At 68.9% G+C, this 19,812-nt stretch carries 20 protein-coding genes; 7 read left to right on the top strand and 13 right to left on the bottom strand.

Going from position 1 to position 19,812, the window contains the following annotated elements:
- Nucleotides 1-63: 63 nt before the first annotated feature.
- From E0H75_RS15515 to E0H75_RS15505, 3 genes are all read right to left on the bottom strand, one after another.
- On the bottom strand, nt 64-1,443 hold the full coding sequence (locus E0H75_RS15515; RefSeq protein WP_131514259.1) for an adenylate/guanylate cyclase domain-containing protein: 1,380 nt from the start codon (nt 1,441-1,443) through the stop codon (nt 64-66).
- Entirely contained in the window at nt 1,436-3,175 is a 1,740-nt protein-coding gene (locus tag E0H75_RS44630; RefSeq protein WP_131514258.1) for an NAD(P)/FAD-dependent oxidoreductase, read from the bottom strand. The genes E0H75_RS15515 and E0H75_RS44630 overlap by 8 nt, the downstream gene beginning before the upstream one ends.
- 163 nt (nt 3,176-3,338) lie before the next feature.
- On the bottom strand, nt 3,339-4,934 hold the full coding sequence (locus tag E0H75_RS15505) for a M4 family metallopeptidase (protein ID WP_131514257.1): 1,596 nt from the start codon (nt 4,932-4,934) through the stop codon (nt 3,339-3,341).
- Between the two features lie 159 nt (nt 4,935-5,093).
- Here E0H75_RS15505 and E0H75_RS15500 point away from each other — a divergent pair, with 159 nt between their 5' ends.
- Nucleotides 5,094-6,182, top strand: coding sequence for a DNA polymerase domain-containing protein (locus E0H75_RS15500; protein ID WP_131514256.1), 1,089 nt, complete (start codon nt 5,094-5,096; stop codon nt 6,180-6,182).
- A 93-nt stretch (nt 6,183-6,275) separates the two neighbouring features.
- Here E0H75_RS15500 and E0H75_RS15495 read toward each other — a convergent pair whose 3' ends face one another.
- From E0H75_RS15495 to E0H75_RS15480, 4 genes are all read right to left on the bottom strand, one after another.
- Nucleotides 6,276-6,644, bottom strand: coding sequence for a hypothetical protein (locus tag E0H75_RS15495; protein ID WP_131514255.1), 369 nt, complete (start codon nt 6,642-6,644; stop codon nt 6,276-6,278).
- A gap of 302 nt (nt 6,645-6,946) precedes the next feature.
- Nucleotides 6,947-7,711, bottom strand: a complete 765-nt coding sequence (locus E0H75_RS15490; RefSeq protein ID WP_238163038.1) for an SDR family oxidoreductase — start codon at nt 7,709-7,711, stop codon at nt 6,947-6,949.
- A gap of 67 nt (nt 7,712-7,778) precedes the next feature.
- Nucleotides 7,779-9,638 (bottom strand): glycoside hydrolase family 15 protein, encoded by a 1,860-nt coding sequence (locus E0H75_RS15485; RefSeq protein ID WP_165553770.1) that lies wholly within the window; start codon nt 9,636-9,638, stop codon nt 7,779-7,781.
- The gene (locus tag E0H75_RS15480; protein WP_238163037.1) at nt 9,550-10,356 is read right to left on the bottom strand and encodes an SURF1 family cytochrome oxidase biogenesis protein; all 807 of its coding nucleotides are present in this window, start codon (nt 10,354-10,356) and stop codon (nt 9,550-9,552) included. The genes E0H75_RS15485 and E0H75_RS15480 overlap by 89 nt, the downstream gene beginning before the upstream one ends.
- A 57-nt stretch (nt 10,357-10,413) precedes the next feature.
- On the opposite strand from E0H75_RS15480, the gene moaA reads away from it, so the two are divergent.
- Complete coding sequence (gene moaA / locus E0H75_RS15475) at nt 10,414-11,433, top strand: GTP 3',8-cyclase MoaA (RefSeq protein ID WP_131514254.1); 1,020 nt, start codon at nt 10,414-10,416, stop codon at nt 11,431-11,433.
- 52 nt (nt 11,434-11,485) lie between these two features.
- Here the strand turns inward: moaA and E0H75_RS15470 are convergent, their stop codons facing one another.
- Nucleotides 11,486-11,686, bottom strand: a complete 201-nt coding sequence (locus E0H75_RS15470) for a hypothetical protein (RefSeq protein WP_131514253.1) — start codon at nt 11,684-11,686, stop codon at nt 11,486-11,488.
- Between the two features lie 201 nt (nt 11,687-11,887).
- Nucleotides 11,888-12,247: a DUF3099 domain-containing protein gene (locus tag E0H75_RS15465; RefSeq protein ID WP_131514252.1), complete on the bottom strand. Its 360-nt coding sequence runs from the start codon at nt 12,245-12,247 to the stop codon at nt 11,888-11,890.
- Nucleotides 12,248-12,320: 73 nt separating this feature from the next.
- Here E0H75_RS15465 and E0H75_RS15460 point away from each other — a divergent pair, with 73 nt between their 5' ends.
- The 5 genes from E0H75_RS15460 (at nt 12,321) to E0H75_RS15440 (ending at nt 16,716) form a co-directional block, all read left to right on the top strand.
- On the top strand, nt 12,321-12,533 hold the full coding sequence (locus tag E0H75_RS15460; protein ID WP_131514251.1) for a dodecin: 213 nt from the start codon (nt 12,321-12,323) through the stop codon (nt 12,531-12,533).
- A 97-nt stretch (nt 12,534-12,630) separates the two neighbouring features.
- On the top strand, nt 12,631-13,335 hold the full coding sequence (gene fabG / locus E0H75_RS15455; protein ID WP_131352384.1) for a 3-oxoacyl-[acyl-carrier-protein] reductase: 705 nt from the start codon (nt 12,631-12,633) through the stop codon (nt 13,333-13,335).
- A gap of 26 nt (nt 13,336-13,361) precedes the next feature.
- Nucleotides 13,362-14,132 carry an enoyl-ACP reductase FabI gene (gene fabI / locus E0H75_RS15450; RefSeq protein WP_238163112.1) on the top strand — a complete coding sequence of 257 codons (771 nt, stop codon included), beginning with the start codon at nt 13,362-13,364 and terminating at the stop codon, nt 14,130-14,132.
- 5 nt (nt 14,133-14,137) lie between these two features.
- Nucleotides 14,138-15,823 carry a Mur ligase family protein gene (locus E0H75_RS15445; RefSeq protein ID WP_131514249.1) on the top strand — a complete coding sequence of 562 codons (1,686 nt, stop codon included), beginning with the start codon at nt 14,138-14,140 and terminating at the stop codon, nt 15,821-15,823.
- A gap of 35 nt (nt 15,824-15,858) precedes the next feature.
- Nucleotides 15,859-16,716 (top strand): hypothetical protein, encoded by an 858-nt coding sequence (locus E0H75_RS15440; RefSeq protein ID WP_131514248.1) that lies wholly within the window; start codon nt 15,859-15,861, stop codon nt 16,714-16,716.
- 78 nt (nt 16,717-16,794) lie between these two features.
- Here the strand turns inward: E0H75_RS15440 and E0H75_RS15435 are convergent, their stop codons facing one another.
- The 4 genes from E0H75_RS15435 to E0H75_RS15420 all read right to left on the bottom strand — a co-directional run bounded on the left by E0H75_RS15435 (nt 16,795) and on the right by E0H75_RS15420 (nt 19,776).
- The gene (locus E0H75_RS15435) at nt 16,795-17,607 is read right to left on the bottom strand and encodes a hypothetical protein (RefSeq protein WP_131514247.1); all 813 of its coding nucleotides are present in this window, start codon (nt 17,605-17,607) and stop codon (nt 16,795-16,797) included.
- On the bottom strand, nt 17,604-18,131 hold the full coding sequence (locus tag E0H75_RS15430; RefSeq protein ID WP_131514246.1) for a SigE family RNA polymerase sigma factor: 528 nt from the start codon (nt 18,129-18,131) through the stop codon (nt 17,604-17,606). Before E0H75_RS15430 ends, E0H75_RS15435 begins: the two co-directional genes overlap by 4 nt.
- Nucleotides 18,132-18,187: 56 nt before the next feature.
- Nucleotides 18,188-19,297 carry a Dyp-type peroxidase gene (locus E0H75_RS15425; RefSeq protein WP_238163036.1) on the bottom strand — a complete coding sequence of 370 codons (1,110 nt, stop codon included), beginning with the start codon at nt 19,295-19,297 and terminating at the stop codon, nt 18,188-18,190.
- Between the two features lie 62 nt (nt 19,298-19,359).
- Nucleotides 19,360-19,776, bottom strand: coding sequence for a copper chaperone PCu(A)C (locus E0H75_RS15420; protein ID WP_238163035.1), 417 nt, complete (start codon nt 19,774-19,776; stop codon nt 19,360-19,362).
- Nucleotides 19,777-19,812 lie beyond the last annotated feature (36 nt).

Below are 19,812 nucleotides of genomic sequence, written 5' to 3'. Positions count from 1 at the left end.
GGACCAGTCGCCGCCAAGGTCCAACACGTGAACACCAGGTGCGGCCCCTGAAGGCAGGGGTGATCATTCGCCGGACAGTGCCAGCAGCTGGTGAACCTCGACCGGTTCGGCCTTGCCTTTCAGGTCGACCAGGCCCAGGGACTGCGTCACCGCATCGGGCAACATCGCCTTCGTAGCCGGGCCGATGGCGACCCCGCCGCCCGGTGCCTTGCCCTCGATCCGCGAGGCGACGTTCACCGTGTCGCCGATGACCGTGTGGGTCCGGCCGCCCTCGGTACCGAGCAGGCTGACCGAGGCGATCCCGCTGTTGATCCCGACCCGGAACCGCGGCCAGTTCGGGTGCGCCGCCTGCACCGCCGCCGCGGCCTCCTGCAGTGCCAACCCGGCCGCGGCCGCCCGGGCCGCGTGATCGGGCTGGTTGCCGCGTTTGTTGAAGGTCACCATCAGCGCGTCGCCGATGATCCGGTCGACGTCACCGCCATGACGTCGTACGACGGGAGGTACGACGACCTGGAAGTAGGTGTTCAGCATCGTGGTGACCTCGGCCGGGTCGTGGTTCTCCGAGAACGTGGTGAATCCCTGCAGGTCCGCGAACAGCACGCTCAACTCGCGCCGGCCGGACACGGTGTCGTCGAGGTACAGATCGGCGAACCGCTCCTCGTACCACTGGATCCGGACGCCGGCGACCACCAGCACGAACGCGGCCAGCATCAGCACGTGCCACTCCCACCACGACAGCGCCCAGTTCGTCGCGAACACCATCGCGACCATCGCCTCGGCGAGCAGGATGAACGCGGCGATCATCGACAGCAGCATCAACGACGGCTTCCGCCACCAAAGGTGCAGGTAGCGGGCGGCCGCGACCGCGTACAACAGCACGGCCGGTACGGCGAGAGCAGTGAGGATGCCATCGGCAACCTCCGGTACGGCGGTGTCGTGCAACGGAGGCAGGCGCAGGATCGAAGCCACCGCCCACAACGCCATCAGCGTCAGCAGCGCAGCACGCAGGATCCGCCCCCGCCGGACCCAGGCCGTCACCCGCTCGCCGGACATGTTCAGGCTCGACAGGACTGCGAAGATCGACGCGACGGCGACCCCGATGGGCGTCGCGAGGGTGAAACCCGCGTTCGGTGTGTCCAGCAGGATCTTCGGCGTCGCCAAGGCGTGCAACCCGAGGAATCCGGCGGACGACAAGAACGCCAGCGACACCAGCAGAACCCGCGGATCGCCTCGCCGCAGCGCCGCCGCGCCCGTGAGGTACGCCAGTACGGCGCTCAGCACCGCGGTGATCAGCACCAGCCAGAAATGCGACGGATGGTGCTCCCAGTGCACATCCAACCGCGGTCTCTGGACCAGGAGGAACAACCCGGCCAACGGCACCAGCAGGACCAGCGCGGTCAGGACAACCATCGCCGGGGTGTAGACGAACCGCCGTTCAGGCATCCTCGGACACCTTGAGATGGGTGTGGACCTGCGAGACGACCACGGAGCCTTCACCGACCGCCGACGCCACCCGCTTCACCGAACCACTGCGTACGTCGCCGATCGCGAACACGCCGGGCATCGTCGTCTCGTACGGCTGTGGCGGCCGGTCCTCGGCCCAGCCCGGATCCGCCGCGGCGTCCGACCCGGTCAGTACGAAGCCACGCTCGTCCCGGCCGACCTCGTCCGGCAGCCAGTGCGTGCCGGGTACGGCGCCGATCATCACGAACAACCCGTCGACGTCGAGTCGCTCCTCGCCGCCCGACGTACGGTCGCGCAACGTCACCCACTGCAGCCGCCCGTCGCCGCCACCGCCGACGACCTCGCTCCAGGACCGCACGACCACGTTGGGCGCGGCATCGACGGCATCGATCAGGTACTTCGACATGCTCGCGACGAGATCCTTGCCCCGGATCACCAACGTGACGAGCTTGCAGTAGCGGGCCAGATGCAGCACCGCCTGCCCGGCCGAGTTGCCGCCACCGACCACGCACGCGTCGCGATCCTTCAGACCGTGGGCCTCCGACACACTGGCGCCGTAGTACACGCCCGTCCCCATCAACTGCTCCAGCTCCGGTACGTCGAGCCGCCGGTACGCCACCCCGGTCGCCAGGATGACCGCCCGGGCCGTCACCTGGCCCACGTCACCGATCTCTGCGACGAAATGGCCGTCCCGCTGCTCGATCCGGTCGATCGACCGCATCAGCACGAAATGCGCTCCGAACACCCACGCCTGCTGATAGCCGCGTTGGGCCAGTTCGGAGCCGCGGATCCCGCGCGAGAATCCCAGATAGTTGCGGATCAGCGAACTCGTCCCCGCCTGCCCGCCGATCGCCTCCCGCTCCACGACCAGCGTGCGCAGCCCCTCGGACGACGCGTAGACGGCTGCTGCCAATCCGCCCGGGCCGGCCCCGATCACGAGAAGGTCGAACGAGTCCTCGCCGTCGGCCAGCGTCGTCGACACGCCCCACGCCTCGGCGATCTCCACGTCGGTCGGATCGCGCAGCACTTTGCCGCCCACGGCCGGCATCCACACCAGCACGCTGTCCCCGGGATCCGGCTCACCGATCCACTCCAGTACAGCGTTCGCCGGCACCGAACCGCTGACCCGGAACGCGCTCGGGATCCCGTTGCGCGCCAGCAGACTGCGCACCGCCTGACCGCGGACCGAGTGGTCGGACGCGATCACGACCACCTCACGCAGGTTCGCGACCTCGTAGCGCGACCATTCCTGCACGAACTCGGCGACCGTCCGGTGGAACAGCTCGTCCTGCGCGATCCACGGCTTCAGCACGTAGTAGTTGATGTCGCCGACCGACATCGCGGTCAGGATCGCGGACGCCGTACTGCGGGTCGCCCACGCACCCCACTCGATCAGCAGGGCACGGCGTGCGTCCGGATGGAGAGTCCTCGACGCGGCCAGGATCTCGGCCCGCTCGTTGTCCGGCAGAGCATTGTCGACCATCACGACGGCAACCCGGTGCTGCAGGTCGTGTGCGAGCTGTAGGCAGGTCAGTGCAGCTGCCGTGGTCGACTCGCCGCGGACTCTGTAGTCGACGCCGAAGCCTCGCTCCAGCTCGGTTTCACACCGTTCCAGACGCTCCGGGTCAGCGTCGACGACCAGCAGTAGTGGCCTGGCTTCACGCAGCTTGGCCTCACGCCGTCCGAAATGTCCCCCGGGCTCCCCACCCATGGTTGTGACGGTAGGTGGGTCGCCCCCGCAGGGCAATGGACAAAGCGTTTGTTCACCGGTCCTGTCCGCCCCAGTGGGACAGGACCGGTGAAGTCAGTGCACACTGCCGTGCCTCCGGCACGACGGGTCATGGGGCCTTGGCTCCCGGCCCCATGACCGGCGGTCAGTTGACGCTGACCGCGGTCCAGGCCGCCGCGACCGCCGCCCGCTCGGGGCTGCTCGCGCCGTACAGGTCGGTGGCCGCGTTCAGCGTCGCGGTCCGGGCCTGGGCGTACGTCGTACCGGTGGTCATGTACGTCGTCAGCGCGCGGTACCAGATCTTCTCGAGCTTCTGGTGGCCGATGCCGGTCAGCGTCGAACCGTCGCAGGTCGGCGAGTTGTGCGGCAGGCCGCCGATCGTCTTGGCGCCGCTGCCCTCGGCGAGCAGGTAGGCGAAGTGGTTCGCGATACCGGAGGAGTAGTGCACGTCGAGGTTGCCGACGCCGGAGGACCAGCAATCGGGGGAGTTGCCGTCCTTGCTCGGCTTGTCCATGTACCGCAGCGCCGGGCGGTCCTTCATGATCTCCTCGCCGATGTAGTAGTCACCCGGGTCGGAGGCCTTGTTCGAGTAGAACTCGACCATGGTGCCGAAGATGTCGCTGGTCGCCTCGTTCAGGCCGCCGGACTCACCGGAGTAGGTCAGGTTCGCGGTCGCCGAGGTGACGCCGTGGGACATCTCGTGGCCGGCCACGTCGATCGAGACCAGCGGGCCGGCGGTCACACCGTCGCCGTCGCCGTACGTCATCTGCTTGCCGTCCCAGAAGGCGTTCACGTAGTTGGTGCCGTAGTGCACCCGGCTCGGGACGCCCGTGCCGTTGTTGAAGATGCCGTTGCGGCTGTGCACGTTCTTGTAGTAGTCGAACGTGGTCGCGGCGCCGTAGTGCGCGTCGACGGCGGCGGTGGCGCGGCTCGCGGTGGTACCGGTGCCCCAGTGGTTGTCGGCGTCGGTGAACCGGGTCGGGGTCGGGCAGCCGATGCCGAGCAGCTGGCACAGGATCGAGTCGGTCTTGTTGTTCGCGTCGGCGGTGAAACCGTTGCCGCGGACCGGGTCGGTCAGCGTGAAACCGCCGGTTGCCGCCGTCGTGTCGAGCGGGACGGTGCCGGAGTACAGGCTCTGGCCGTCGCCGGTCGCGGTCTCGATGTGCTGCTCGCTGACCAGCTTCGCGCCGGTGAGTGCGTCCACGGTGGTGGTGATGTGGCTCGGCGTACCGTCCGGCTGGGTCCCGACGGTCGTGACCAGGTAGGCCAGGCGCGGCGCGCCCTTGCGGGCCTCGATCACCAGCGGGGGTTTGCCCTCGGCCTTCTGACCGCGGGCGAGTGCCTTGGAGGTGGCTGTGGCGAGGCTGACCTTCGGGCTACGGCCGACGTTCGCGCTGCGGGTCAGGCTCAGGCTGGCACCCGTCCAGCTGCCGTCCTTGGCCTGGTGCACGACGACGTCGCCGCCGAGGACCTCGAGCCCGCCGATGGTCCGATCCATCCGGACGTGGCTGGATCCGTCGGGGTCGACGAGGACCGTGCGGACGACGAACGCGTCCGAACCGGTGGCTCGCAGTACGGCGAGATTGTCACCGATGGCGGCCTTGGCCCGGGCGACGGCGGCGGCCGGAGTGGGGACTGGGTCTGCCGTCGGCGCACCGGTGGCGGTGGTGGCGCTGGTCAGACCGAGGGCGGTAGTGGTCGCCACTGCGGTGGCAGCGGCGAACAGGGCGGATCTGTTCATCCTCGCGCTCCTTCATCAGCGTTCCGGGAGCCTCACGCCCCGGGAACGAGGTGCTGGAACGTTACCGCTCGGTCACCTGGCGTGGCCAGAGGTGGAGAAAAGTTGGCTTTCCGCCCTTCTGCCGCCGGTTTGGTCGGCTCCGGGCGATACCGTCTCGCCATGGCGAAGACCACAGCGGTGATGCTCCCCGCCGGGGACCGGGAAGTGCGCGTCTCCAGCCCGGAGCGGATCGTCTACGAGGCGACCGACTGGGCCCCGGAGGTCACCAAGCTCCAGGTCTGTGAGTACTTCGTCGGCGTCGGTGCCGCCTTCATGCACGCGTCGGGCGACCGTCCGGTCGCGCTGGAGCGCTGGCCCGGCGGCTGGCGCGAGGGGATGACGCTGTCCGTGGACGCGACCGGCCGGCAGACCGGCGACGGTTTCTACTCCAAGCGCCTGCCGAAGGGCGCACCGGACTGGCTCGAGACCTGCAGAGTGCTGACGCCGAACGACCGCCCGATCGACGAGCTGTGCCTGACCGAGATCGGGGCCGCGGTCTGGGCGGCCCAGATGGGCACCCTGACCTTCCACCCCTGGGCGGTGCGCAAGGGCGATCTCGACCATCCGGACGAGCTGCGGATCGACCTCGACCCGCAGCCGGGGGCGACCTTCACCGACGCCCGGCGGGTGGCCGGCGTCGCCCGGGAGTTGCTCGAGGAGCTGGGTCTTCGCGGGTATCCGAAGAGCAGCGGCAACCGGGGGATCCACATCTACGTGCGGATCCGGCCGGAGTGGTCGTTCCACGAGGTCCGGCACGCGGCGATCGGCCTCGGGCGGGAGCTGGAGCGCCGCGACGACACGGTCACCACCGCCTGGTGGAAGGAGGAGCGCGGCGACGCGGCGGTCTTCCTCGACTTCAACCAGAACCTGCGCGACCGCACGGTCGCCGGTGCGTGGTCACTGCGCCCGCGGCCTGGCGCGCCGGTCAGTACGCCGATGACGTGGGAACGGCTGGCCGAGGTCGACGATCCGCGGGCGTTCAACCTGCACACCGTCCCGGAGTACCTCACCGATGGCGACCCGTGGGCGGACATGGACGAGACGGCGTACTCGCTCGACCCGCTGCTGCGGCTGTGGGAGGAACTGCCGGGCGGGGAGCTGAACTTCCCGCCGGACTACCCGAAGATGCCGGGCGAGCCGCCGCGCGTGCAGCCGAGCAAGAAAGTCGCCGACCACTGGGACGACAAAGGCAACCGCATCGCGGAGTAGTGCTGACAGCCTTCGGTGTTGTCTCGTCGGATGCCCGCGCACGCGACGGCGAACCGCCCGAGGGACTGAGATGACGGGTGGAGCGCTGACGGATCAGCGCCCCCTCTCGATCCGTTGCCGTGGTCGGCGTTTGAGCTCGTAGCCCTGCCTGACCAGTTCGCTGCGGGTCCGCTCCAGGATCTCGTTCGGAGTCGTGTCCTCTGCCAAGGCGAGCAGCGCCACGAGATGGCTGAGGCTGACCTGCAGGTGACCGCTGGGGATCGTCATGCTGGCCCAGGCCTGGGCGTCGCCATCGTCGTTGCGGCTGACTCGCAAGTCCAGCCCGTCGTAGCGGAGACTCGCCTGAGCCAGTACCGCGACATCCGCCTTCGGGTTGTCGAACGAGAAGAACGTCACCTGGGTCTTGCAGCCGGCCTGCATAATCTCCCCCTTGCTCCAGTCCCCGCTCTGTGCCTGCGACATCGCAAGCACTGACCGGACTGTTACAGCAACCCGACCGGCCAGCCCGGACCTGGTCCGAGGCTGGCCCTCGCTGGCGGGTTGTTTCACGGCTGGCGGGATGTAAGCCGCCAGCGGGTAGCCAATCCGACATCGAGCACATCTGGAGCGGCGCCGCGGGGATTCGGCTTGCGTTGCTGGCGGGTTGCTCGTGGCTGGCCGGATATGAAGGTGCCAGTGGACGGACAAGCAGCCAGCCAGCCGATCGAGTACTGCATCAACCGGTGGATCCGGGTACGGCGTCAGCAAGCAGAACCGGTACGGCGTTAGAACGTGCGGAGGGCTCCGCCGTCGATGGGGATGATGGCGCCGGTGATGTAGGAGGCGGCGGGGGACAGGATGAAGGCGGCGGCGCGGCCGAACTCGTCGGGGTCGCCGTAGCGGCGCAGCGGGATGGTCTTCTCGGAGGCGCGGCGAGCGGCCTCGGGGTCACCACCCTTGGCGTCGAGTTCCTTCAGGCGGTCGGTGGCGATCCGGCCCGGCATCAGGCCGTTGACCCGGATCCCGTTGGGGCCGAGCTCGTCCGCGAGGGTCTTGGCGACCATCGCCAACCCCGGACGCAGCCCGTTGGAGATCGCCAGTCCGGTGATCGGTGACTTCACCGACGACGACAGGACGAACGCGATCGACGTACCCTCGGATCCGGCCCGGGCGACCGACCGCGCGATCCGCAGTCCACCCAGGAAGACGCTGTCGAACGCGGCCCGCCAGTCCTCTTCGTCGGTGTCGAGCGCTGTCCCTGGCCGCGGACCGCCGACGCTGACCAGGGCACCGTGCAACGCACCCCACTTCGCGATCGCCGTCGCAGCCAGCCGCTCGGCGCTCTCGGGATCGGCGTTGTCGACCGGGATGCCGACCACGTTCTCCCCGAGCTCGGCCGCGGCCCGCGCGATCGACTCCTCGTTGCGGCTGGAGATCACCAGCCGGGCACCTTCACCCGCGAGGGCTTTGGCGGTGGCGAAGCCGAGTCCTGCGCTGGCTCCGGTGACGATGTACGTGCGGTCGCGAAGTCCGAGGTCCACGACCACCATCCTGCCTCACCACACCCCGTCGCGCACCTTGACTGTTCGTGGCCGACGGCAAGAACCGGTGGACGGTCTAGTACGCCGACCTGCGCAGCGGCGACTCGGCCGTGTTGAGGTGCCACGCGGTGTTCACCAGACCGAGATGCGAGAACGCCTGCGGGAAGTTCCCGAGCATCCGTCCCGCCACCGGGTCGTACTCCTCCGCGAGCAGTCCCACGTCGTTGCGCAAGGCAACAAGCTTCTCGTACAGCGTCCTGGCCTCACCGACCCGGCCGATCATCGCCAGCGAGTCGGCCAGCCAGAACGAGCAGATCAGGAACGCGCCCTCGTCACCGCCCAACCCGTCGTCGGTGTGTTCGGTGAGATACCGGCGGACGAACCCGTCGGAGGCCAGTTCCCGGCGCACGGTCTCGACTGTGCCCACCACCCGCGGATCCTCCGGCGGCAGGAACCCGACCTGCGGGATCAGCAGTACGGCGGCGTCCAACGCCTTGCTGCCGTACGCCTGCGTGAAGGTGTTGCGGTCGGAGTCGTACGCCTTCTCGCACACCTCTCGATGGATCTCGTCCGCGGTCGCCCGCCACTGCTTGGCCGGCCCACCCATCCCGTACCGCTCGACCGCCCGCGCCGCGCGGTCGAACGCGACCCACGCCATCACCTTGGAGTAGGTGAAGTGCTGCCGGCCGCCGCGGACCTCCCAGATCCCTTCGTCCGGCTGGGTCCACACCTCGGTCAGGTGCCGCATCAGCCCGCGCTGCATCGACCAGGCGTCGTCGCTCGCCCCGACCTGCGACTCCCGGGCCAGCGCGAGCACGTCCATCACCTCGCCGAACACGTCGAGCTGCAGTTGTTCGGCGGCCGCGTTCCCGATCCGTACCGGTGCCGAGGACGCGAACCCGGGCAGCCAGCCGGCCTCGAACTCCGGCAGCCGCCGTTCACCGGTCACGCCGTACATGATCTGCAGATCGGCGGGTGAGCCGGCGATGGCACGCAGCAGCCAGTCCCGCCACGCGTGCGCCTCCTCGGTGTACCCGGTCCGCAGCATCGCCGAGAGCGTCATCGTTGCGTCCCGCAACCAGCAGAACCGGTAGTCCCAGTTGCGCGACCCACCGAGCGCCTCGGGGAGCGAGGTCGTCGGCGCCGCGACGATGCCACCGGACGGTGCGTAGGTCAGCGCCTTCAGCGTGAGCAAGGATCGGGTGACTTCCTCGCTGGTCCCGTTGGCGTCGGTGCTGCGGCCGATCCACTCGGTCCAGAACGACTCCGTCGGCTCCAGCGAGTCGATAGCGTCGATCGGATTCGGCACGTCTTCATGCGACGGATGCCAGGTGAGCACGAACCAGGCCTGGTCGCCGGCCGACACCTCGAAGTCCGCGTACGTCGCGAAGTCACGGCCGTACTGATGGACGTCGGACCGCAGCGACACCGCGTCCGGACCGGCGATCGCCACGACCTGACCGTCGATGCTCCGCACCCACGGGACCACGTGCCCGTAGTCGAAGCGCAGACGCACCTCGGACCGCATCGCGACCCGGCCACTGATCCCTTGCACGATCCGTACGACGTCGGGCGCGGCGTCCCGCGGCGGCATGAAGTCGATCACCCGGACCGAACCGCTGTCGGTGGACCACTCGGTCTCCAGCACGAGCGTGTCGCCGCGGTAGTGCCGGCTGCTGGTCGCGTCGGCGTCCTGCGGGCAGAGCCGCCAGTGACCGTTGTCGTCGGTACCGATCAGCGCGGCGAAGCAGGCGGGGGAGTCGAACCGCGGGACGCACAACCAGTCGATCGAGCCTCGCCGGGACACCAGCGCGGCGGTCTGGAGGTCTCCGATCAGCGCGTAGTCCTCAATCCGGCGCTCCGGCGCGAGCTTCTTCGGGTTTGTCTTCCTCTGCTGTGGCTGCTGCCGGCTCGTCGTCGCTGGAGGAGGTGTCACCGCGTGAGTCCTGTCGGGAGAAGTAGACCAGTCCGCCGATCGCGAGCAGGGCGAAGAAGAACCACTGCAGCGCGTAGAAGAAGTGTGGCCCGTCGTCGATCTCCGGACCGGGGAACGCGCCGAAGTCCGGGTCGTTGGCCGGTTCCTGCTTGTCCACGGTGAGGTAGCCGTCGTACAGGTTCAGGCCGAGGGCCTTGGCGAAGTCCGGTCCGTTGATCAGGCGCGCCGTACCGTTGTCCGGCGTACCGCCGTTGGTGCTGCCGCCGCGCTCGCTGCGGCGCAGGCGGCCGGTGATGCTCACCTCACCGGTGGGTACGGCGGGGATGTGGCCGGGCGCGAGTTCGGCGCCCTGACGGGCCAGGAAGCCCCGGTCGACCAGTACCGCCTTGCCGTTCGAGAGGATCAAGGGCGTGACGATCTCGAAGCCTGGACGATCGTCCACATTGCGGTACCGCAGCACGATCTGCTGGGAGGCGTCGTACCGGCCGGTGACGACCGCCGTGCGCCAGGCGTGCTGGTCGCCGACCAGGCCCTGTGCGCCGACGATCTGGTCGATCGGCGCCGGCGGAGCGGCCAGATTGGCCCGCGTCACGTCGTTGCGGGCCTTCCGGTCGTCCAGGCGATGCAGCTGCCAGCGACCGAGCTCGACGCACACGCCGGCGAGCACCAGGACCGCCAGCGCGGCGGCGATCCAGCGGACATTCAGGAGACGACCCACATCTCGAACTTAAGCCATCACCTGAAACGGTCGGTCCCCGGCACGTAGGCTGGAGAGATGACGGCAACGGAGGAAGTGACGCAGCTGGGTCTGGCGGACCGGTTCGGCCGCGTCGCCACTGACCTGCGGGTCTCACTGACGGACCGCTGTAATCTGCGTTGCACGTACTGCATGCCCGAGGAAGGCCTCGACTGGCTGGCCAAACCGGAGCTGCTGACCGACGACGAGGTGGTCCGGCTGGTGTCGATCGCCGTGAAACACCTTGGTGTGCAGGAGATTCGCTTCACCGGCGGCGAGCCGCTGCTGCGGCGTGGCCTGGTCGGCATCGTCGCCCGTACGACGGAGCTGACGCCGCGACCTGAGGTCTCGCTGACCACCAACGGGATCGGCCTGGCGCGGCAGGCGCAGGCACTCAAGGACGCCGGCCTGGACCGCGTGAATGTGAGCCTCGACACGGTCCAGCAGGACACCTTCATCGAGCTGGCCAGACGGGACCGGCTCAAGGACGTTCTGGCCGGACTCGATGCGGCGCAGGCGGCCGGACTGACTCCGGTGAAGGTCAACGCCGTACTCATGCGCGGCGTGAATGACCAGCAGGCGCCGCAATTGCTGGAGTACTGCCTCGAGCGTGGTTACGAACTGCGGTTCATCGAGCAGATGCCGCTCGACGCCCAGCACGGCTGGAACCGGGCCACGATGGTGACCGCTGACGAGATCCTCGACCAGTTGTCGGATCGGTTCGACCTGCAGCCGACGGACGCTGCGACCCGGGGGAGTGCGCCGGCGGAATCGTTTACAGTTCGCGGCGGACCACAGACGGTCGGGATCATTGCCTCGGTCACCAGGCCGTTCTGCGGAGACTGCGACCGCGTTCGGCTGACGGCCGACGGTCAGGTCCGCGACTGCCTGTTCGCGCGGACCGAGTCGGACCTGCGATCGGCGCTGCGCGGCGGTGCGGACGACGAGGAACTGGCGGACCGCTGGCGGCGCGCGATGCGGAACAAACTGCCCGGCCACGGCATCAACGACCCGAGCTTCCTGCAGCCCACCCGCCCGATGTCGGCGATCGGCGGCTGACCGTCATACCGGCCCAATCCGGAAATGCAGTTTTTCGGTGCGGGCCTAACACTTAGGAGAAAGGCTCGACCTCCCGCAGGAATGACCTGCGGGCCAGGAAGTCCGACAGGCTCTCCTTGTGTTCGTCGCACGCGAGCCAGGTCTTGCGCCGCTCCGGAGTGTGGATCTTCGGGTTGTTCCACTGCAGCGCCCACGTGGCCGGCTGCCCACATCCCTTGGCGGAGCAGACGGACGGGAGTGCTTCTTCGGTCATCGTCAGAGCCATTCCGGTGGTCGCAGGCAATTGTTCCTGACCACTCAATAATCAAAAGTGTGGGGAAAATGAAGCGACGTCGGACAGCCACGGGGGGAGCCGTCCGACGCCGCATCAAGTCCCTGAATTCCACTCATGAACTTCAGAGCACGCGGGAGATTCTGACACGGATCCTGTCTGAGTTTCCAGTCCCGGCACAGATCACTTTTCGGTGTCGATCGGACGGTCGGTATCCGGGTCCGGATCCGGCTGCGTGACGACCCCGGGATGCGAGCCGATCGCGGGACGCTCCGGGGCGATGAAAGGCTCGGCACCGGACACCGTGGAGGAGCGCTGCGCGTTCGCCAGCACCACCGCGATGTAGGGCAGGAACACCGCCGCGACGATGAACATCCAGCGCCACGGCGACGGTGTCAGCACCGCGAGCACGAAGCAGACGATGCGGATCGACATCATCCAGGCATACCGAGCGATCCGGCTGTCCAGATCCTCGGATCGGCCCGGTTGTGCATTCGTCACCGAGATGACGGTTTCGCCGGTCCGTTCACGACGTCTCGACATCTATCCTCCTCACCAACACCAACGGTACGCCGCGCCGGCCGCCCGGGCGCAGGCAGGATGGAAGGAACGTTCGATGACCGATCGCACCTACCGCGTGACCGAGATCGTGGGCACGTCCAAAGAGGGCCTGAACCAGGCCATCACCAACGCCATCAGCCGGGCCGGCGACACCCTGCGGCACCTGGACTGGTTCGAGGTGACCGAGATCCGCGGCCACATCATCGACAACGAGATCGACCACTACCAGGTCGGCCTCAAGGTCGGCTTCCGGCTCGAAGACTCCTGATCCGCCGTACGGCGGCAGTCCGGTGAGTACCCGCCGTCCGCAGGGACGGACGGCGGGCGATAGCGTTCGTGCGACTGGTGACGAGTGAGGAGGGCTTGTGAGCAGGTCTGTGTTGGTGACCGGTGGCAGCCGGGGGATCGGGCTGGCGATCGCTACCGCGTTCCGGGAGGCCGGCGACCAGGTCGCCGTCACGTACAACACCAGCGCGCCACCGGAGGGCTTCCTCGGGGTCAAGTGCGACATCACCGACCAGGAGCAGGTGGACGCGGCGTTCGACGCGATCCAGGAGGCGCACGGTCCGGTCGAGGTGCTGGTGGCCAACGCGGGCGTCACCCGCGACACGCTGCTGCTGCGGATGTCCGACGACGACTGGGACACCGTCATCCAGACCAACCTCACCGGCGCGTTCCGGGTCGCCCGCCGCGCGGCCAAGGGCATGCTGCGGCTGCGCAAGGGCCGGATCGTGTTCATCTCCTCGGTCGTCGGCATGCTCGGCTCGCCCGGCCAGGTGAACTACGCCGCCAGCAAGTCCGGCCTGATCGGCATGTCTCGCTCGATCGCCCGCGAACTGGGCAGCCGCGGCATCACCGCGAACGTGGTCGCCCCCGGCTTCGTCGAGACCGACATGACCGCGGTCCTGCCGGAGGAGACCCAGAAGCAGTACCTGAGCCAGATCCCGCTCGGCCGTTTCGGCCTGACCGAGGAGATCGCGAACGCGGTCCGCTGGCTCGCCTCGCCCGAGGCCGGCTACATCACCGGTGCGGTGATCCCGGTCGACGGCGGCATCGGCATGGGCAACTAACGTTCTTTTCGAGAAAGGGCATGCCGGTGGGCATCCTCGACGGCAAACGCATCCTGGTCGCGGGCGTCACGCTCGACTCCTCGATCGGTTTCGCGACCGCGAAGGTGGCGCAGGAGCAAGGCGCCACCGTGCTGATCTCCAACTTCGGCCGGGCGCTCAGCATCACCAAACGGATCGCGAAACGCCTGCCGCAGGAGCCGCCGGTCCTCGAACTGGACGTGACGAACGCAGAGCATCTGGCCGCACTGCCGGACGCCGTACGCGAGCACGTCGACGGTCTGGACGGCGTGGTCCACTCGATCGCGTACGGCAACCCGGAGACCATCCTCGGCGGGAAGTTCCTGGACGGCCCGTGGGATGACGTGTCCCAGGCTGTGCACGTCTCGGCGTACTCGCTGAAGGCGCTCGCGGTGACGTGCGCGCCGTTGATGAGCCGTGGCGGCAGTGTCGTCGGGATGACCTTCGACGCGACCGTCGCCTGGCCCGGGTACGACTGGATGGGCGTCGCCAAGGCGGCCCTCGAGTCCACGAGCCGGTACCTGGCCCGCGACCTCGGCGCGCAGGGCATCCGCTGCAACCTGGTCTCGGCCGGTCCGCTGAAGACGCTGGCCGCGAAGGCGATCCCCGGCTTCGAGAAGTTCGAGGAGCCGTGGCTGGACCGTGCGCCGCTGGGCTGGGACCCGACCGACCTGGAGCCGACCGGCCGGACCATCGTCGCGCTGCTGAGTGACTTCTTCCCCTCGACCACCGGCGAGATCGTTCACGTCGACGGCGGTTACCACGCGATGGGAGCGTAGTGGCCGTGGCCACCTCGTTGGTTGAGCTCCGGGTTCTCGACGGCGCCAACCTCTACTTCAGTCGTGCCGCGATCAAGCTGACGCTCGACGTCTCCGCGTTGGTCGACGCACCCGCCCCGGCGGCGAAGGCGTACGGGCAGGCCATCGGTCTGGGTGCCACCCGGCCCGGGCGGATCGGGTCCGGGTTCCGGCAGCGGTTCGCGATCCGCGTCGCGGGTCACGTCGTACGACGGATCGCGCGGGAGGCCGGGATCGGCCGGATCGGTGTCCGGGTGCGCGCGGAGTCCGACGTACGCCGGCTGGTCGTCGCGTACCCGTGGGCGCACGAGGAGCGGGCGCGGGCGCTCGGTGCGGCGATCGTCGAGGTGCTGGACGCGTTCGGCGCCGAGGATCTGACCGAGCTGATCGCGACGGTCGGCGATCGGGTCCGCAACGAGCCTCCCGGCAACCCACCGCCGACGATCCGGCCGAAGGTGCCGGTGGTCGCGGTGACCGGGACGAACGGGAAGACCACGACCTCGCGGATGATCGCGCACATCGGCCGCGCGGCCGGTCTGCACGTCGGCTGGTCCAGCACCGACGGCGTCTACTTCGACGGCAAGCTGGTCAAGTACGGCGATTTCTCCGGACCGAGCGGCGCCGGTCAGGTGCTTTCCCAGCCCGGCATCCAGCTCGCGGTGACCGAGACGGCCCGCGGCGGCATCCTCCGTCGTGGGGTCGGGGTGGCCTCGAACGACGTCTCGGTCGTCACCAACGTGACCGCGGACCATCTCGGCCTGGGTGGGATCGACACAGTCGACCAACTTGCCGAGGTGAAGGCGGTCATCACCCAGATCACCAAGCCCCGCGGCTGGTGCGTGGTCAACGGCGACGATCCGCGGACCTTCGCGATGCGGCTCGGCTCGCCGGCCAAGTGCTGGGTGTTCTCGCGCAACCCCGACTCGCCGTCGATCCGGACCGTGCTCGACGAGGGCGGCCGGGCGACGACCGTACTGGACGGGTTCATCACCGTGCTCGACCAGGCGGCCGATCCGGAGCCGCTGCTGAAGGTCGTCGACGTACCGATGACGCTGTCGGGCCTGTCGCACTACAACGTCGAGAACGCGCTGGCCGCGGCTTCGGCGGCGTTCGGCCTCGGGCTGCCGCGGGCGGCCGTGATCGAGGGGCTGAGCACCTTCGCGCCGAACGAGAACAATCCCGGCCGGATGAACATGTACTCGCTGCGCGACTTCACCGTGGTGATCGACCTCGCCCACAACGAGGCCGGCCTGGAGGCGCTGCTCGAGATCATGAACGGCGTCCGGCGACCGGGCGGACGGTTGCTGCTGGCGCTCGGTTCGCCGGGGGACCGGGCCGACGACATGGTCGCCACGCTCGGTGCCATCGGGGCCCGAGGGGCCGACCGGGTGATGATCGGGCACAAGACCGACTACCTCCGCGGACGGCCGCCGGAGGAGCTGGAGGCGGTGTTTCGCGAGGGCACCGCGTCGGTCGGCGTGGACGACGTACCGGCGTACCCGTCCGAGTTGGAAGCGGCGCAGGCGCTGGTCGCCGAGGCGGAGCCCGGGGATGTGGTCGCGGTGATGTCTCTGCAGGATCGGGCGAGTCTTGACGCCTGGTTGCGGTCCGAGGGGGCTACCGTCGACACACCGGAGACCTTGAGAGCCAAGGTCGAGAGAGCCCAGCGCTAGCCCCTCCGCCGCGGTTGGGGCGGGAACGGGGTGTCATGCGCTACCTGTGGTCGATCCCGGCCGCCGTGGTCGCCTGGTTCGTGGCCGGGTTCTCCGCGACGTACCTGAAGGGTCTGCCGGAGGGTACGACGATGTTCGTGCCGCCACGGGTGGACCTGCTGGTGCTGGGTGGGTTCGCCGGTGGTGTGCTGGCCGGGCTGCTGGTCATGCGGGTGCGCATCACCGTGCCGCTGGTCGTGGCTGTCGGCGCCGGCATGTGGTGGTTGACCGGCAATGACTGGTCGGATCGGTCGCTGTTGACCACGTTGCTGGTGGCAACCGCTGTCGGTGGCCTGTTCGGTGCCCTGGGCACCAGAAGTTCGGTGGTCGCCGCGTTCGCTCTCGCCCTGCCGATCGCGTGGTACGCCTTGCGGCCGGCGAACCAGTTGGATGAGTGGCGCTGGCTCTGGCAGCTGAACGGCCTGCTCGTGGCGGTCGGTCTGGCTCTCGTTCTGTACGTCGCCTGCTGGCGGCGCGGCTGGCGATCGGCGTACTTCTGGGTGCCGCTGGCGGGCTTCTACCTGGCCTCCTTCGGCATCGTGAACGCGATCCGGGTCGTCGATCGGGCACCGGCCGCACAGTCCGCCAACGACACCGCGGACGCCGCCACCGACGCGTTCTTCCAGTCCTTCGAACCGGTCCTGCGCGAGTACGGCGTCTGGCTGGTGCTCGCCGTACTCCTGGCGATCCCGATGGTGGTCCTCAAGCTCCGCGCCCTGCCGCCACCTCCGCCACCACCGGACCCGTACGCCGACAGGTCCAACGACGCCGTCCTGTCCGACGACCTCGACTGGATCGACCGAGACGAACCCCGCCGCCGTCTCCTCGCCCGCCGCCAAGAACCAGCCTCCTGACCGTCGGCGGTACGACCCTCCGCGTGGGTCAGCCGGCTGGGTGGGGAGGAGACCGTGCCGGCTCCTCCCCACGTGCCCTCAGCTGACCGGGTGGCCGGCCGCGTTCACGGGTTGGACCGAGGTGATCTTGAGGTCGCGGCGGGGGATGACGATCGCGAAGAAGCGAAGGGTGTCGGTGGCCGGGGTCGCGACGGCGTTCGTCGTGTAGGTCTTGCCGCCGGCGACGATTCGCACCTTGCGGGCGCCGATCGGGGCCGATCCCATCACCAGGGTGGCGTCGATCTTCGCGCTGCCCTTCTCCTTGCCGTGGCCCTGCACCACCCAGTGCGTGCCGTTGTGTGGCGGGTTGAAGCAGATCAGCGGGCGGCCGAAGCTGACCGCTGGGCCCTCGTCGGTGACCAGGCACCCTTCGCGTGAGTAGACCAGGACCGCCCACGACTCGGTCGGGATGGTGCCCTTGGCGACGTAGTACGCGTGCGGCCGGTAGGCGTTCGCGTCCGGCATCTTGGTGAACCGCTCCGCCGACCACGGCGCCGGCAAGATCTTGTGGTGATCGCCGGTGGGTATCGGCGTGGTGCCCGACCTGGTACTCGGAGTGCTCCCTGGTGTGGTGATCGTGCTTGGTAGCAGCGGCGTACTCGGCTGGACCGACGCCGGCGACGGAGCACCGAAGCCGGCGACGGCGGGTTCGGTCGGCCGCATCGAGTTCAGCAGAGGGCCGGCGGCCAGGGCGGCGGCGGTCACGCCGGCCACAGTCAGGACGACGGCGGCCCCGCGACGGCGACGCCGCCGGCGCTTGATGCGAAAGCGGATCGGAGCCGCGGGGTCGGCCGGCTCGGGACGGTCGTCGGTCAGTACAGAGAGCTTCGTGGTCAGGTCGTCGTCGGTCATGCGATCCCCCTCCCGGCCAGGTCGGCCAGTTCGTCAGGTGTGCCGAAATGAATGTCAGTGCGGAGCGCGTCCAGGCCGCGCCGGGTGTGCTGCTTGACCGCGCCGACCGAGCAGCCGAGCAGGTCGGCGACGGAGCGTTCGGAGAGGTCCTCGGCGTACCTCAGGTAGACGGCGGCGCGTTGCCGCGGGCTCAGCTGGGCCATCGCTTGGCGGAGGGCGAGCCGCTCGTCCACCTGGGCCGTGCCTGCGCCCACCGCGGTGTCGGGTGGCGTCTCGGTCGGCCGCTCGCCGATCCAGCGGCGGCGCCGGCCGGACAGGAACGTCGTGGTGACGATCTTCCGCAGGTACGCCTCCGGGTTACCACCACTCACCTTGCGCCAGTGGAACCACAGCTTGGTGAAGGCCTCCTGGGCGAGATCTTCGGCCTGCTGGTGGTCCAGGGTCAGCGCGTAGGCCAGCCGCGCAGTGGTCGTCCACCGCGCCCGCACAAACGCATCGAAGTCGTCATCGGGTTCAACTCTCATCGGCATCCTCTCCTCACCCCCTCTGAACGCCGTTGCCAGCGTCGCAGGGTGACAGGTCAGGCGAGGAGGTTCTGGGCGAGCCAGGTGCCGGGCTGGAAGCCGGGTGGGAGGGCGAAGACGGCCGAGCCGATCGAGGTGGTCCACTCGTTGAGGGCGTCGGCCGCGTCGAGGCGGGCGAGGAGCGGGAGGAACTGGGCGGCGACGTCGGCCTGGTGACTGAGGAAGATCAGGCCGGATTCGCGGGCCGGGCCGGTGTCCTGGACGTAGTTGAGGCCCTTGCGGAAGATCCGGCGGCCGTCGTTCTCGGAGTGGTGAGAGAGGCGGGCATGGGCGTTCTCCGCGATCACCGGGCGGCCGTCGGCGTCCCGGGCTTCGAGATCGAGCTCGTCGTGCTCGGCCGCGCCGGTCAAGGGTGCGCCGGTGGAGAGCTTGCGGCCGATGGCGCGTTCCTGCTCCGAGCGGGTGAGCTCGTCCCAGGTGTCCAGGTTCAGCCGGATCCGGCGTACGACGAGCGTCGTACCGCCGCGGAACCAGTCGGGACCGTCGGAGGACCACACGGTGGCGTCGAACTCCGGCGTACCGACGGCCGGATTGCCGGTGCCGTCGACCTGACCGAAGAGGTTGCGGCCGGTGACGGGTTGGCCGTCGGATCCAGTGCCGTTCCAGAACCCGGTCTGGCGCCAGGTTGGTGTCGCGAACGGCTTCGCGTCCGCGACCAGGCGTCGTACGGCGTGTACGACGCTGACCGGATCGTCGGCGCCGACCATGATCAGGAGATCGCCGCCCGACCACGCGGGGGCGAGCCGGTCGCGCTTCATCACCGGCAGGTCGTCGAGCCCGGGCGGTTTCTCGCCCGTCAACTCGAACACCCGCGGCCCGAACCCGACCGTGGTCGTCAGCGCAACATTGCCGATCACCAGCTCGGGCGCGGTGTCACCGGGCGCTGCCCGCCCGTTGGCCAGGGCAACGATGTCCCCGGTCCACAACCGCATCAACCGCCCAAGCGCCGCCTTGTCCACACCGTGCCTCAGGTTGAACGCCACCAACTCAGCGTGCCGAGGAGAAGCAGCCGCGATTCCCGGCTGATGCACCCCGTACGGCTCGATCCCGCGCCCAACCGCCTCAGCCGGACCGTCCTTGCCCAGAGCAACTACACCCCCAACCACAGCTCCACCCGCGGCAGCAGCCCCGGCGTACCCGAACAGCTGCCGTCGTGAAGGTCTGCCGCTCACTTGGTTGTCGGGTGGTAGTGCTCTTGTTCTTCGGTGAAGGATTTGACGGGGACTGTGAGGTCGTGGGTGGTGTTGTCGGAGAAGGTGAGGGTGAGGGGGACCTCGTCGCCGGGCTTGAGGGCTTGTTTGAGACCCATCAGCATCACGTGGTCGCCGCCGGGGGAGAGGTGGGTGTGCGAGGTGGCGGGGACGGTGATGCCGCCGGGCTTCTCCTGCATGACCATCTTGCCGTCCTTCGCCGCCATCTCATGCAGCTGAACCAGGCCGGCCACCGGGGAAGCTGCCGAGGTCAACTTGATGTCGGTGTTGCCCGGGTTCGTCAGCGACATGAAGGCGGCCGTCATCGTGGTGTCCTCGGCGCCGGTGGTGGCACGCACCCAGGCGTCTTCGACCAGCACACTCGGCGTACTCACCGCCGCCTCCTGGGTGGTGGTAGCGGACGATCCGCA

The organism is Kribbella capetownensis (assembly GCF_004331485.1).
GTDB lineage: Bacteria > Actinomycetota > Actinomycetes > Propionibacteriales > Kribbellaceae > Kribbella > Kribbella capetownensis.
The sequence above is the reverse complement of the archived record's forward strand: the minus strand, read 5'-3'. Positions and strand labels throughout refer to the sequence as shown.

Excerpts from the sequence above, each read along its gene's own strand:
- E0H75_RS15515 (WP_131514259.1), bottom strand. The coding sequence starts at position 1,443 with ATGCCTGAACGGCGGTTCGTCTACACCCCGGCGATGGTTGTCCTGACC.
- E0H75_RS44630 (WP_131514258.1), bottom strand. The coding sequence starts at position 3,175 with ATGGGTGGGGAGCCCGGGGGACATTTCGGACGGCGTGAGGCCAAGCTG.
- E0H75_RS15505 (WP_131514257.1), bottom strand. The coding sequence starts at position 4,934 with ATGAACAGATCCGCCCTGTTCGCCGCTGCCACCGCAGTGGCGACCACT.
- E0H75_RS15500 (WP_131514256.1), top strand. The coding sequence starts at position 5,094 with ATGGCGAAGACCACAGCGGTGATGCTCCCCGCCGGGGACCGGGAAGTG.
- E0H75_RS15495 (WP_131514255.1), bottom strand. The coding sequence starts at position 6,644 with ATGTCGCAGGCACAGAGCGGGGACTGGAGCAAGGGGGAGATTATGCAG.
- E0H75_RS15490 (WP_238163038.1), bottom strand. The coding sequence starts at position 7,711 with ATGGTGGTCGTGGACCTCGGACTTCGCGACCGCACGTACATCGTCACC.
- moaA (WP_131514254.1), top strand. The coding sequence starts at position 10,414 with ATGACGGCAACGGAGGAAGTGACGCAGCTGGGTCTGGCGGACCGGTTC.
- E0H75_RS15470 (WP_131514253.1), bottom strand. The coding sequence starts at position 11,686 with ATGACCGAAGAAGCACTCCCGTCCGTCTGCTCCGCCAAGGGATGTGGG.
- E0H75_RS15465 (WP_131514252.1), bottom strand. The coding sequence starts at position 12,247 with ATGTCGAGACGTCGTGAACGGACCGGCGAAACCGTCATCTCGGTGACG.
- E0H75_RS15460 (WP_131514251.1), top strand. The coding sequence starts at position 12,321 with ATGACCGATCGCACCTACCGCGTGACCGAGATCGTGGGCACGTCCAAA.
- E0H75_RS15440 (WP_131514248.1), top strand. The coding sequence starts at position 15,859 with ATGCGCTACCTGTGGTCGATCCCGGCCGCCGTGGTCGCCTGGTTCGTG.
- E0H75_RS15435 (WP_131514247.1), bottom strand. The coding sequence starts at position 17,607 with ATGACCGACGACGACCTGACCACGAAGCTCTCTGTACTGACCGACGAC.
- E0H75_RS15430 (WP_131514246.1), bottom strand. The coding sequence starts at position 18,131 with ATGAGAGTTGAACCCGATGACGACTTCGATGCGTTTGTGCGGGCGCGG.